This is a genomic window from Mycolicibacterium chengduense, from assembly GCF_033741155.1.
GTDB lineage: Bacteria > Actinomycetota > Actinomycetes > Mycobacteriales > Mycobacteriaceae > Mycobacterium.
The window spans coordinates 350,667-363,038 of the sequence record NZ_JAWQNH010000002.1; the positions used below are offsets into that span (position 1 = coordinate 350,667).

A 12,372-nucleotide genomic window follows, 5' to 3' on the forward strand; every position below is an offset into this window, starting at 1 on the left:
TGCCCCCGATCGGCCTGCGTGAGCAGACATTTGTGCTGCAATGTCGCCTGTGAGTGATAACGCACGCGACATCGAGGCCATCAAAGAGGTCAAGTACCGCTACCTGCGGGCGCTGGACACCAAGCACTGGGACGACTTCGCCGCCACCCTGGCCGAAGACGTGAAGGGCGACTACGGCCCGTCACTGGGCAACGAACTGCACTTCACCGATCGGGAGGCGCTGGTGGATTTCATGCGCACATCGCTGGGTCCGGCCATCATCACCGAACATCGGGTGGATCATCCGGAGATCACCATCGACGGCCCGGACGAGGCCTCGGCCACCTGGTACCTGCAGGACCGCGTCATCGCGCCCGATTTCAACTTCATGCTCATCGGCGCCGCCTTCTACCACGACCGCTACCGCCGCACACCGGACGGCTGGAAGATCAGCGCGACGTCCTATGACCGCACCTACGACGCCACCATGTCGTTGGAGAACCTGAGCTTTCACCTCAAACCCGGTCGCGCACTGAATATCTGATTATTTGGCGACCGCGATCAGGGCGCCGGGGCGCAGCCACTGCATGATCTTGACCAGGGTCGCGTCGTCGATGGCGACGCAGCCCGCCGTCGCGCCGCCGTCGGTGGTGTGCAAGAAGAACGCGCCACCGTTGCCCGGCACCCTGGCCTTGTTGACACCCATCACCACCGCATGCGCGTACTGCGGAATCTGCAGATTCTCGGTGCCGCTGCGGGGGTCGGTGTCGAACGGGCACTGCGCCTTCTTACACACCTGCATCGTGTTGTAGGTGGGGCTTTTCATATCGCCGTCCCACCAGTGATCGGGCCCGACCTGGACGTACTGCAGCCCCGTCCCCGGATTGGGTTTGGTGCCGAATGCGAAGTCGAGGGTGAATATGCCCATCGGCGTTTTCATTTCACCGTCATGGGTCTGCGGCGCCATGCCATTGGCGCCGATATGCGCCGGAATACCCACGCCGATCGGTTCCCATCCGGCGGCGGTGCGCTGCCACACATCCATCTTCGCCGACGAACCACCCACGCCGACAACCGAAATCACTTGGGTGGCACCGCCGACGGCGTCGGCGAACCACGGCGTGTCCACCGCACGGGCCACCGGTGAACCCAGCGCAGCACCGCACATGACGATCACCGCGCACAGCGGCGCGAGCAGTCGGCGCATCACACCATCGTCGGCAGCAGGCGCGGTCGGGGTCAAGTCAAGGTTTGGACACAGCCTTCCCGGAGATAGAGGCATCAGTAGGTTGGAGTCATGATCGGACGACGGGCACGCGGACTCCAGCAGATCGGCCGGGGCCTGGGCACCCTGGACCGCGAGATCTACGAGGCGGTCGCCGAATCGCCCAGTCCGCTGCTGGACTTCCTCATGCCCCGGCTGACCTCGGCGGCCGACCATTCCAAGATGTGGATCGCCATCGGCACTGCCCTGGCGGCCGCGGGCACCCCGTCCATGCGGCGCGGGGCCGCGCGTGGGCTGGTGACGCTCGCCGTCACCAGCCTGGTGACCAATCAGGGCGCCAAACGGCTGTGGCGCCGACCCCGGCCGGACCGCAGCCCCGTTCCCCTGATCCGCCGATCGCGGCGCGCCCCGATATCGAATTCGCTACCGTCCGGGCATTCGGCCAGCGCCGCCGCCTTCGCGGTGGGCGTCGGCCTGGAAAGCCCACCGGTGGGCCTGGGCCTGGCCCTGCTGGCCGGACTGGTCGGCCTGTCCAGGGTCGCCACCGGGGCGCACTACCCCGGCGACGTCTTCGCCGGGTTCGGCATCGGCGCCGCCGTCGCGGTGCTCGGCGCCCGCGTCGTCCCGCCCATCGTCGAGACTCCGCCCCCGACGTCGGAACTGCTGCGGCTGGACACCCGGCCGCGGCCCGACGGCGAAGGGGTCGTGCTGGTCATCAACCCGGCCTCGGGCAGCGGCACCGGGGCCCGCGTCGTCGACGACGTGCGCAGGGCACTGCCCCGCACCGAGATCATCGAGGTGGGCGACCAGGACGATATCGCCGAGGTGCTGCGCAGCGCCGCCGCCCGGGCCGAGGTGCTGGCGGTCGGCGGCGGGGACGGGACGGTGTCGTGTGCCGCCGGTATTGCCGTCGATGCCGGCGTGCCGCTGGCGGTGTTCCCAGGCGGAACGTTCAACCATTTCGCCAAGGACATCGGCTGCGACAGCGTGGCCGCCACCGTGGCGGCCATCCGCGCCGGGCACGGGGCGCATGTGGACGTGATCCGCTTCAACGAGGCCGACACCATCGTCAACACGGCCAGCATCGGCGCCTATCCGGCGTTCGTGCGAATCCGGGAGAAGCTCGAACACCGCATCGGCAAGCCGCTGGCCGGGGCGTACGCGTTGTGGCGCACGCTGCGCAGCGATGCCGCGGTCCGGATCAGCTACGACAACAAGACCATGCAGACGTCGTTGTTCTTCCTCGGGAACGCGGTGTACGCACCGTCGGGCTTCGCCCCGTCCCGGCGCAGCCGGATGGATGACGGGTTGATCGACGTCCGCATCCTGGAGACCGGGCGCCGGTTCAGCCGCACCCGCATCCTGGTATCGCTCGCGCTGGGTCGCTTGGTGCGCAGCCCGCTGTATCACGAACTGCGGGTGCCCGAGTTCAGCTTCGTCGCGGTGGACGGACCGACACCCGTCGCCCACGACGGGGAGGTGGAGAACTCCTGCCAACAGGCGACGTTCAAGGTGCGCTACCGAGCGCTGCCGGTGTTTCGGCCGCTGACCTGACCGGCTCGCGGCGCAGCACCGGCAGGCACGCGAGCACCCACAGGTAGCCCAGCGCCCAGCCGGCGAGCACGTCGGAGGCGTTGTGCACATTGAGCACCACGCGCCCCACCCCGATCCCGACGACGATCACCGCGCCCACGGCGATCACCGCCGTCCGACGGCCGTGCCGCAGCTTCCCCGGAAAGAGCTGCAAGGCCACGATCGTCAGAGCCAGCACACCGGCCATCACCCCGAGCGCATGCCCGGACGGGAAGGACCAGGACGGCTCATAGGCGAGGTCGAAGGACGGGCGCGGCCGTTGCACCGCGATCTTCAGCACGGCGACCAGCACACCGGACGCCTCCACCGACAGCGTCAGGAACAGCGCCACCCAAAACCGCCGACGAAGCAGGGCCACGACGATGCAGATGCCCGCGACGACCCGGAACACTCCGGGATGGAACACATCGCAGAAGATCGTCCAGCCCCGTACCCAGTCCCGATGCTGCAGACCGTAGCTGTGCAGCGGATCCAAGATCGCCGCGTCCACCGATGCCAGCCAGCCGGCATGGGTCAGCACCGCAACGAGGAGAACGACGAACACGACGGCACTCACGACTGCCAGCGCCGCCGCCCACCGCGTCATGCGTGTCATCGCACCAGTCCTACCATCCACAGCTGGGCGCAGCCTGAGGGCAACGCCGTGGTGACGCAGCGGAAACATAGCCCCCATAAGTTTGCTGACCATGACACAAGAGCTCACGGGCGAGCCGGCTGACGCCACCGTCGACGCGGATGACCGGCTCACCGCTACCAAGGAGACTCTCGAGGACTACACGCTGCGGTTTGCCCCGCGCAGCTACCGGAAGTGGTCCACCAGAGTGGTCGGCATCTCGGCCCTCGGCGGTATCGCCTACCTGGCCGACTTCGCGATCGGCGCGAACATCGGTATCTCCTACGGGACCACCAACGCGTTGTGGGGCATCTTCATCTTCGCCGTCGTGGTGATGCTGACCGGTTTCCCGGTGGCCTACTACTCGGCGCGCTACAACATCGACCTCGACCTGGTCACCCGCGGCAGCGGGTTCGGCTACTACGGCTCGGTGGTCACCAACGTCATCTTCGCGACGTTCACCTTCATCTTCTTCGCCCTCGAAGGGTCGATCATGGCCCAGGGCCTGCAGCTCGGGCTGGGCATCCCCCTGTGGCTCGGGTACGCCGCCTCCACGCTCATCATCTTCCCGCTGGTCATCTACGGCATGAAGGTGTTGTCCACCCTGCAGGTGTGGACCACCCCGCTGTGGTTGATCCTGATGGTGGCGCCGTTCATCTACCTGGTGATCAGCCATCCGGAGTCGGTCGGGCAGTTCTTCGCCTACCAGGGCGAGAACGGGGTCAAGGGCTTCGACATCGGCTCGACGCTGCTGGCCGCCGGCGTGTGCTTGTCGCTGATCGCCCAGATCGCCGAGCAGAACGACTACCTGCGGTTCATGCCTCCGAAAACCCCGGAGAACAAGCGCAGCTGGTGGACCTGGATGTTCCTGGCCGGCCCGGGCTGGGTGATCTTCGGCGCCATCAAGCAGATTGTCGGCCTGTTCCTGGCCGTGTACTTGATCGCGAACGTCGCCGACAGCGCCGGCATCGCCAACCAGCCGGTGCACCAGTTCCTGGAGATCTACCAGAACTTCCTGCCGGGCTGGCTGGCGATGACCCTGGCCGTGGTGCTGGTGGTCATCAGCCAGATCAAGATCAACGTCACCAACGCCTACTCGGGTTCGCTGGCCTGGACCAACTCGTTCACCCGGGTCACCAAGACCTACCCGGGCCGGCTGGTGTTCCTCGGGGTCAACCTGCTGATCGCGCTGATCCTGATGGAAGCCAACATGTTCGACTTCCTCAACACCATCCTGGGCTTCTACGCCAACTGCGGTATGGCCTGGGTGGTGGTGGTCGCCTCGGACATCGTGTTCAACAAATACCTGCTGAAACTCTCGCCCAAGGTGCCGGAGTTCCGGCGCGGCATGCTCTACGCGTTCAACCCGGTCGGCTTCGGTTCGATGCTGATCGCCGCGGGCCTGTCGGTCATCGCCTTCTTCGGTGGCCTGGGTGAGGCCATCCGGCCGTACTCGCCGCTGGTCGCCATCGGCTTGGCGGTGGTATTGCCGCCGATCATCGCGATCGCCACCAAGGGCAAGTACTACCTGCGCCGCACCGACGACGGCATCGACCTGCCGCTGTTCGACGAACACGGCAACCCCGCCGCCGACCATCTGAAATGCCTTGTCTGCCATCACGATTACGAGCGGCCCGACATGATCGCATCGGCGACGGGCAACGGGTTCATCTGCTCGCTGTGCCTGAGCACCGACAAGACCGGGGAGCACGTGCTGCCCGCCTGATCCACGGGTGATTTGTGCACGTTCCGTCACGCCGAGCGTTACGGAACGTGCACAAATCGTCGTACTGTGTGGCCATGGCCGTCTTCCTGCGCAAGCTGCTCGGCATCGGCAAGCTACCCGACGATCTGCGGGCCGCCGTGGAAGCCGAAGGCATCATCCACCTGGCCGAATACGTGGCCGTCACCCGGCACTTCTCCGGCCGGGTTCCCGGGCTGCGCTCGGCAGGCAGCGTCAGCAGCTACACCGGGTCGCTGGTGTTGACCTCCCAACGCGTGCTGGGCACCCTGTCCTCGGTACCGAAACTGGCCGGCCGGGTGATCGACCAGCGTTGGGATGCACCGCAATCCGGCGCCGTGACCGCCGACATCTCCGAAGCGGGGCTACATATCAACGTCGACGTCGGCCGGGTGGACCCGCGTTGCAGCGGACGACTGTCGCTGCACTACAAGGAGCCCCTGCCCGCCGAGGTGCTGACGCGGCTGCCCCTCCTGCACCTGGCCTATGACGTGCCGCCGGAGTGGGTGTTCCGGGCCGTCGGCGTGCCCTACCACCCATGACCGTCAGCTATGACGCCGCGCTGCGGGAACGCATCTGGCACCACCTGAGCGGCCACGACCGCCGCAGCGTCACCGATCCCACCAAGCGGCATGCCGCGGTCGCGATCGTGCTGGTGGATTCCGAACTCGGCGAGGACCGCGTCGATCCGGCACCCGTCGACGACTGGGCTGCGGGCCGGCCGCTGGCCGACACCGGCCTGGACGGGCGGATGGTCGACGTGTCCGGCGGCGCCGCGTTCCTGCTGTGCCGGCGTGCGACCCGGCTCACCTCTCACGCGGCGCAATGGGCCCTGCCGGGCGGACGCTTGGACCCCGGCGAGACGGCGGTCGATGCCGCGCTGCGCGAGACCCACGAGGAGGTCGGTGTCGAGCTGCCCGGCTCGTCGGTGCTGGGGTTGCTCGACGACTACCCGACCCGTTCCGGGTATGTCATCACGCCGGTGGTGTTGTGGGGCGGTGGGCGCCTGGAGCTGCGACCGCAGCCCGACGAGGTCGTCGCCGCCTACCGGGTCGGCCTGCATCAGCTGCTGCGCGAGGACTCTCCGCGCTACATCAGCATTCCGGAGAGCCCCCGTCCGGTGGTGCAGATCCCGCTGGGCAACGACCTGATCCACGCACCCACCGGTGCCGTGCTGCTGCAGCTGCGGTGGTTGGGCCTGGAGGGCAAGCCGGACCGCGTCGACGAGCTCGAACAACCGGTGTTCGCCTGGAAGTGACCATCTCGGTGAACGAAAGGGTTGCCGAACCCGGATTCACACTGTTGCCTGTACCTCCGATGAAGGATTTCCTGTGACCGGCCCCGCCAACGTGTTGTTCGTGCACTGGCACGATCTCGGCCGCTACCTCGGCGCCTATCAGCACACCGATGTCGACAGCCCCCGACTGGATCGGTTGGCCGCCGAAGGCATCCTGTTCACCAGGGCGCATGCCACCGCACCGCTGTGCTCGCCGTCGCGCGGATCGCTGTTCACCGGCCGCTACCCGCAGAGCAACGGGCTGCTCGGGCTGGCCCACCACGGCTGGGAGTACCGCTCGGACGTACAGACGCTGCCCGCTCTGCTCTCCGAATCAGGTTGGCACACAGCATTGTTCGGCATGCAGCACGAGACGTCCTATCCCGCCCGGCTGGGGTTCGACGAGTTCGACGTATCCAACTCGTACTGCGAGTACGTGGTCGAGCGGGCCACCGACTGGTTGCGCAGGCGCAGCTCCGATCCGACGGGCAAGCCGTTCCTGCTCACCACCGGGTTTTTCGAGACCCACCGGCCCTACCCGCCGGAACGCTACGACCCCGCCGATCCCGACGCGGTGGCCGTCCCCGACTACCTGCCGGACACGCCCGATGTCCGGCAGGACCTGGCCGATTTCTACGGGTCGATCACGGTGGCCGACGCCGCCGTGGGCGAACTGCTCGACACGCTCGCCGAGACGGGTCTGGACCGCACCACCTGGGTGGTGTTCCTCACCGATCACGGGCCCGCGCTCCCGCGCGCCAAGTCCACGCTGTACGACGCCGGTACCGGCATCGCGCTGATCGTGCGCCCGCCCCGCGACGCCGACATCGCCCCCCGGGTCTATGACGACCTGTTCAGCGGCGTCGACCTCACCCCCACCCTGCTGGACCTGCTCGGGGTACCGATCCCCGAAGCGGTACAGGGACTTTCGCATGCCGCCACACTGCGCGGGGTCGCCGATGACGAGGTTCGCACCGAGGTCTACACCACCAAGACCTTTCACGACTCCTTCGACCCGATCCGTGCCATCCGCACGAAGGAGTACAGCTATATCGAGAACTACGCCCCGCGACCGCTGTTGGATCTGCCGTGGGACATCGCCGACAGCCCACCCGGTCACGCAGTGGCGCCGCTGGCCACCACACCGCGGCCGGCGCGCGAGCTCTACGACCTGACCACCGACCCGACCGAGAGCCGAAATCTGCTCACCGCGAATGCTTCCGGTGACGATCTGCTGGCGGCCGAGGCGGTCGCCGGGGATCTCGCCCTGAAACTCGACGACTGGCGGCACAAGACCAATGACGTCATCCCGTCCGATTTCGCCGGTACCCGCATCTCAGAGCGCTACACGCAGACGTACCTGAGCATTCACGGCCGGCCCGTCACCAGCCGGTCCGGCATCGCAGCAGACCGCGGCGTGGACCGGGAACGCAGCGCGCAAGATTAATACTCACCGTGCGCGAAAAACGCCTCTGAGCAGCGGATTACCGGACGGGTTAGGCTCTCGCGCATGGCTTCACCGACGACACCCACGGCGTATCTGGTCCTCGCCTCGCAGCGCAGCGGTAGCACCCTGCTGGTGGAATCGCTGCGCGCGACGGGCGTGGCCGGCGAGCCGCAGGAGTTCTTCCAATACCTGCCCAACACCAGCATGTCGCCGCAACCGCGGGAGTGGTTCGCCGACGTCGGCGACGAGTCGATCCTGCGACTGCTCGATCCGCTGGTCGAGGGCAAACCCGATCTGGCGCCCGCCGAGATCTGGCGCGACTACATCCGCACCGTCGGGCGCACCCCGAACGGGGTGTGGGGCGGCAAGTTGATGTGGAACCAGACGCCCCTGCTGCTCGACCGCGCCAAGGATCTCCCCGACCGTTCCGGCGACGGCCTGCTGGCGGCCATCCGCGATGTCGTCGGCAGCGACCCGGTGCTGATCCACGTCTACCGGCCCGACGTGGTGTCCCAAGCGGTGTCCTTCTGGCGGGCGGTGCAGACTCGGGTGTGGCGTGGTCGTCCCGACCCGGTGCGCGATGCCCGCGCCGAGTATCACGCCGGTGGCATCGCGCACGTCGTGACGTTGTTGCGGGCCCAGGAAGAAGGCTGGCGCAACTGGTTTGCCGAGGAAGGGGTCGAACCGATCGACGTGTCCTATCCGTACCTTTGGCGCAACCTCACCACGGTGGTGGCCACGGTGCTGGAGCAGTTGGGCCTGGACCCACGGCTGGCGCCGCAGCCGGTGCTGGAACGCCAGGCCGATCAGCGATCCGATGAATGGGTTGACCGTTACCGCGCGGATGCGCACCGGGAAGGATTGCCGACATGACGACCGATACCGTCCACGTCGACGAGCTACGGCTGTTGGAGGCCGAGGCGGTGCACATCATCCGCGAGGTGGTGGCCGAACTGCAGCGCCCGGTGTTGTTGTTCTCCGGAGGCAAGGATTCGATCGTGCTGCTTCGCCTGGCGGAGAAGGCTTTTCGGCCCTCCCCTCTCCCCTTTCCGGTGTTGCATGTCGATACCGGCCATAACTTCGACGAGGTCATCGAGTTTCGTGACCGGCGAGTCGCCGAGCACAAGCTGATCGTCGGTTCGGTCCAGGAGACCATCGACAGCGGCCGGGTAGCCGACCCCGGCCCCGGCGCCTCGCGGAACCGGCAGCAGACGCGCACCTTGCTCGATGCCCTGGAGGCCGGCGGTTTCGACGCCGCGTTCGGCGGCGCGCGCCGCGACGAGGAGCGAGCCCGTGCCAAGGAGCGCATCCTGAGCTTCCGCGACGAGTTCGGGCAGTGGGATCCACGGGCCCAGCGGCCCGAGCCGTGGTCGCTGTACAACGGACGTATCCGCAAGGGCGAACAGGTCCGCGTCTTCCCGCTGTCCAACTGGACCGAGCTGGACGTGTGGCGCTATATCCAGCTGGAAAACCTTGAGCTGCCCTCGATCTACTTCGCCCACGAACGCGAGGTGTTCGAGCGGGACGGGATCCTGCTCGCGGTGTCGGAGTACACGCAGCCGACCGGTGACGAGAAGGCCGCCGTCGAGTGGGTGCGCTACCGCACCGTCGGTGACCTCACCATCACCGGTGCTGTGCGCTCCACGGCCACCACGATCGACGGGGTGATCGCCGATATCTCGGCGGCCACCGTCTCCGAGCGGGGCGAGACCCGCGCCGATGACCGGACGTCGGTCGCCGCGATGGAAGACCGGAAACGGGAGGGTTACTTCTGATGGCTTCTCAGACGGGCTCGACGACCCGGCAGTTGCTGCGCATCACCACCGCCGGCTCGGTCGACGACGGTAAGAGCACCCTGATCGGCCGGCTGCTGCACGATACCGACAGCCTGCCACTGGATCACCTGAAGGCCGTCACCGACTCCGACGGCGTCGCCGATCTGGCCGCGCTGTCCGACGGCCTGCGCGCCGAACGCGAACAGGGCATCACCATCGATGTGGCCTACCGGTTCTTCTCCACCGATACCCGCAGCTACATCCTGGCCGACACCCCGGGGCATGAGCGCTATACCCGCAACATGTTCACCGGTGCGTCCAACGCGCACGTGGCCATCCTGCTGGTGGATGCCCGCGCGCGTGTGCTGCGCCAGACCCGCCGCCACGCGCGAATCGCAAAGCTGTTGGGTATCAAGCACTTCGTGGCCACCGTCAACAAGATCGACCTGGTCGACTTCGACGAGGGCCGGTTCGCCGAGGTGCAGGGCGAGCTGCAACTGGTCGCCGACCGGCTCGGTGGAGCCGAGCTGACGGTGATCCCCATCGCCGCCAAACTGGGTGACAACGTCGTGCACCGCTCCACCAACACGCCCTGGTATACCGGCCCGACGCTGCTGGAATACCTTGAGGGCATCGAGCTTTCGGCGCCACACCCTGATCCCGCGAACCTGCGGCTGCCGGTGCAGTGGGTGTCGCGCCCGACCTCGGAGCAGCGCCGCCGCTACACCGGGCGGCTATCGGCGGGGACGTTGAGCGTCGGCGACGAGGTGGTGAGCCTGCCCGCCGGCACGCGGTCCACCGTCACCGTGCTCGACACCCTCGACGACGAGCGAACCACTGCCGTGGCGCCGCTGTCGGTGTCGATCGAACTTGCCGACGATATCGACGTCGGCCGCGGTGATGTGTTCGTCAGCGCGGCCGACCAGGCCCCGCTGCCGGTGCTGGCCCGTGAGATCGACGCCACGGTCTGCTGGTTCCAGGACAGCCCGTTGCGCGCGGGTGATCGGCTGGCGTTCAAGCAGGGCACCCGCACCGTGCGGGCGACGGTGCAGGATCTGCACACCAAGCTGGATCCCGAGACACTCGACGAACTCGACGGCCCGGTTGAGCTGGTACTCAACGATATCGGCGCGGTCACGCTGCGCACCAGCTCGGTGGTGGTGGCCGACCCGTACGCCGAGAACCGCGACAGCGGCGCCTTCATCCTGATCGACGAGGTGTCCAACGACACCGTCGGCGCCGGGATCATCGTCGAGGCCCGCGAACTCAAACCCAGCGGTCACAATCGCTCCGATATCAAGTGGCATCCGTCGTCGCTCGACCGTGAGTACCGCTGGACCAAGACCGGCCAGCGCGGCGCAACCATCTGGTTCACCGGGTTACCCGCCTCGGGGAAGTCCACGCTGGCCGTGGCCGTGGAACGGGCACTGGTCGAGGCCGGCCAAGTGGCCTACCTGCTGGACGGGGACAATCTGCGGCACGGCTTGTCCGATGATCTCGGCTTCTCGGCGGGTGACCGCACCGAGAACATCAGGCGGGTGGGCCATCTCACCCGGTTGCTGGCCGACGCCGGTGTCGTCGCGCTGGCCGCGCTGGTGTCACCGCTGCGCTCGGATCGCGAGATAGCCCGCTCCCTGAACGACGCCGCCAAGCTGCCGTTCATCGAGGTGCACGTCGCCACCCCGGTGCAGGAGTGCGCGCGCCGCGACCCCAAGGGCCTGTACGCGCGGGCGAAGTCCGGAGAACTCAAGGGGCTCACCGGGATCGACGCGCCGTACGAGGCGCCCGAGGCACCGGACCTGGTGGTCGACACCACCGGGGCCGATATCGATCACCTGGTCCAACAGGTCATCGAACTGCTCGACAAGAGGCGATTTGTGGAGCCGCACCCGTAATCATTACGGTTGCGGCTCCACAAATCACCGAATTTGAGCGACGACGAACACGCGCCGGAACGGGAAGAACGTGATGCCGTCGGCGCGGGCGGGATAGGCCTGAGCCAACGCCGGGATGATCTCCTGCCGGTACTGCTGCCACAGCTGCTCGGAGAGCCTGGCCTTCACCTGCGTCAACGCTGTTCCGGTGATCCAATCCAATACCGGTGTCGCGCCGCGGAGTTCGTGGATATAGGTCGTCTCCCAGGCGTCCACCGCGCATCCTGCGTCGGTGAGCAGTCCGGCGTAGTCCTCCGGGTTGCCGACGACATCGGCTTCCCGCCAGGGCATCTCGCGCAGTGGTTCGGCGAACGGTTCGCGACGCGCCAGCTCCCGGATCGCCCGGTGCGAGGGCGCATCGAAGTTGCCGGGCACCTGGAAGGCGATCCACGACCCAGGTGCCAGCTGTCGGGCCCAGCGCAGCACGATGTCCCGGTGCCCCGGCACCCACTGCAACGCGGCGTTGGACACCACCACATCGGTATCGGGTCGGGGCGTCCACTCCTCGATGGCGCCGACCGTGGCGTCCAGGCCACGCTCGCGTGCCTTGTCCACCATCTCCGGCGACGAGTCACACGCCTCGATCTGCGCCCCCGGCCACCGCTGAGCCAGCGTCGCAGTCAGGTTGCCGGGACCGCAACCCAAGTCGACCACCCGTCGGGGTGCGTCGGCGGCCACCCGCGACAGCAGGTCGAAGAACGGGCGCCCGCGGTGATCGGCGAACGCGAGGTATACATCGGGATTCCACACACCCGCGATTGTCCTCCCCGCAACTGTGAGTATGTTCGG

Annotated in this window: 12 protein-coding genes; 9 read left to right on the forward strand and 3 right to left on the reverse strand. The window is 67.4% G+C overall.

Going from position 1 to position 12,372, the window contains the following annotated elements:
- Window positions 1-40: 40 nt before the first annotated feature.
- Window positions 41-523 (forward strand): nuclear transport factor 2 family protein, encoded by a 483-nt coding sequence (locus SBI67_RS07240; RefSeq protein ID WP_318979890.1) that lies wholly within the window; start codon window positions 41-43, stop codon window positions 521-523.
- Here SBI67_RS07240 and SBI67_RS07245 read toward each other — a convergent pair whose 3' ends face one another.
- Window positions 524-1,186, reverse strand: a complete 663-nt coding sequence (locus SBI67_RS07245; RefSeq protein WP_318979891.1) for a L,D-transpeptidase family protein — start codon at window positions 1,184-1,186, stop codon at window positions 524-526.
- Window positions 1,187-1,276: 90 nt separating this feature from the next.
- On the opposite strand from SBI67_RS07245, the gene SBI67_RS07250 reads away from it, so the two are divergent.
- Window positions 1,277-2,758, forward strand: a complete 1,482-nt coding sequence (locus SBI67_RS07250) for a bifunctional phosphatase PAP2/diacylglycerol kinase family protein (protein WP_318979892.1) — start codon at window positions 1,277-1,279, stop codon at window positions 2,756-2,758.
- Here SBI67_RS07250 and SBI67_RS07255 read toward each other — a convergent pair.
- Window positions 2,712-3,392, reverse strand: a complete 681-nt coding sequence (locus SBI67_RS07255) for a phosphatase PAP2 family protein (protein WP_318979893.1) — start codon at window positions 3,390-3,392, stop codon at window positions 2,712-2,714. The genes SBI67_RS07250 and SBI67_RS07255 overlap by 47 nt on opposite strands.
- Before the next feature lie 91 nt (window positions 3,393-3,483).
- On the opposite strand from SBI67_RS07255, the gene SBI67_RS07260 reads away from it, so the two are divergent.
- The 7 genes from SBI67_RS07260 to cysC all read left to right on the forward strand — a co-directional run bounded on the left by SBI67_RS07260 (window position 3,484) and on the right by cysC (window position 11,544).
- Window positions 3,484-5,136, forward strand: coding sequence for a purine-cytosine permease family protein (locus tag SBI67_RS07260; RefSeq protein WP_318979894.1), 1,653 nt, complete (start codon window positions 3,484-3,486; stop codon window positions 5,134-5,136).
- Between the two features lie 74 nt (window positions 5,137-5,210).
- Window positions 5,211-5,693 (forward strand): hypothetical protein, encoded by a 483-nt coding sequence (locus tag SBI67_RS07265; RefSeq protein ID WP_318979895.1) that lies wholly within the window; start codon window positions 5,211-5,213, stop codon window positions 5,691-5,693.
- Window positions 5,690-6,409, forward strand: a complete 720-nt coding sequence (locus SBI67_RS07270; RefSeq protein ID WP_318979896.1) for an NUDIX hydrolase — start codon at window positions 5,690-5,692, stop codon at window positions 6,407-6,409. Before SBI67_RS07265 ends, SBI67_RS07270 begins: the two co-directional genes overlap by 4 nt.
- A gap of 73 nt (window positions 6,410-6,482) precedes the next feature.
- Window positions 6,483-7,874, forward strand: coding sequence for a sulfatase family protein (locus SBI67_RS07275; protein ID WP_318979897.1), 1,392 nt, complete (start codon window positions 6,483-6,485; stop codon window positions 7,872-7,874).
- Window positions 7,875-7,937: 63 nt separating this feature from the next.
- The gene (gene stf0 / locus SBI67_RS07280; RefSeq protein WP_318979898.1) at window positions 7,938-8,747 is read left to right on the forward strand and encodes a trehalose 2-sulfotransferase; all 810 of its coding nucleotides are present in this window, start codon (window positions 7,938-7,940) and stop codon (window positions 8,745-8,747) included.
- A complete protein-coding gene (gene cysD, locus SBI67_RS07285) occupies window positions 8,744-9,649 on the forward strand; it encodes a sulfate adenylyltransferase subunit CysD (RefSeq protein WP_318979899.1) in 906 nt (301 codons plus the stop codon). The genes stf0 and cysD overlap by 4 nt, the downstream gene beginning before the upstream one ends.
- Window positions 9,649-11,544 (forward strand): sulfate adenylyltransferase subunit CysN, encoded by a 1,896-nt coding sequence (gene cysC / locus SBI67_RS07290; protein WP_318979900.1) that lies wholly within the window; start codon window positions 9,649-9,651, stop codon window positions 11,542-11,544. The genes cysD and cysC overlap by 1 nt, the downstream gene beginning before the upstream one ends.
- Before the next feature lie 24 nt (window positions 11,545-11,568).
- On the opposite strand, the gene SBI67_RS07295 is transcribed toward cysC, so the two are convergent.
- The gene (locus SBI67_RS07295) at window positions 11,569-12,333 is read right to left on the reverse strand and encodes a trans-aconitate 2-methyltransferase (protein WP_318979901.1); all 765 of its coding nucleotides are present in this window, start codon (window positions 12,331-12,333) and stop codon (window positions 11,569-11,571) included.
- Between the last annotated feature and the right edge of the window lie 39 nt (window positions 12,334-12,372).

What these genes read in the sequence shown, in the direction of transcription:
- SBI67_RS07240 (WP_318979890.1), top strand. Translation starts at nt 41, where the DNA reads ATGTCGCCTGTGAGTGATAACGCACGCGACATCGAGGCCATCAAAGAG.
- SBI67_RS07245 (WP_318979891.1), bottom strand. Translation starts at nt 1,186, where the DNA reads ATGCGCCGACTGCTCGCGCCGCTGTGCGCGGTGATCGTCATGTGCGGT.
- SBI67_RS07250 (WP_318979892.1), top strand. Translation starts at nt 1,277, where the DNA reads ATGATCGGACGACGGGCACGCGGACTCCAGCAGATCGGCCGGGGCCTG.
- SBI67_RS07255 (WP_318979893.1), bottom strand. Translation starts at nt 3,392, where the DNA reads ATGACACGCATGACGCGGTGGGCGGCGGCGCTGGCAGTCGTGAGTGCC.
- SBI67_RS07260 (WP_318979894.1), top strand. Translation starts at nt 3,484, where the DNA reads ATGACACAAGAGCTCACGGGCGAGCCGGCTGACGCCACCGTCGACGCG.
- SBI67_RS07265 (WP_318979895.1), top strand. Translation starts at nt 5,211, where the DNA reads ATGGCCGTCTTCCTGCGCAAGCTGCTCGGCATCGGCAAGCTACCCGAC.
- SBI67_RS07270 (WP_318979896.1), top strand. Translation starts at nt 5,690, where the DNA reads ATGACCGTCAGCTATGACGCCGCGCTGCGGGAACGCATCTGGCACCAC.
- stf0 (WP_318979898.1), top strand. Translation starts at nt 7,938, where the DNA reads ATGGCTTCACCGACGACACCCACGGCGTATCTGGTCCTCGCCTCGCAG.
- cysD (WP_318979899.1), top strand. Translation starts at nt 8,744, where the DNA reads ATGACGACCGATACCGTCCACGTCGACGAGCTACGGCTGTTGGAGGCC.
- cysC (WP_318979900.1), top strand. Translation starts at nt 9,649, where the DNA reads ATGGCTTCTCAGACGGGCTCGACGACCCGGCAGTTGCTGCGCATCACC.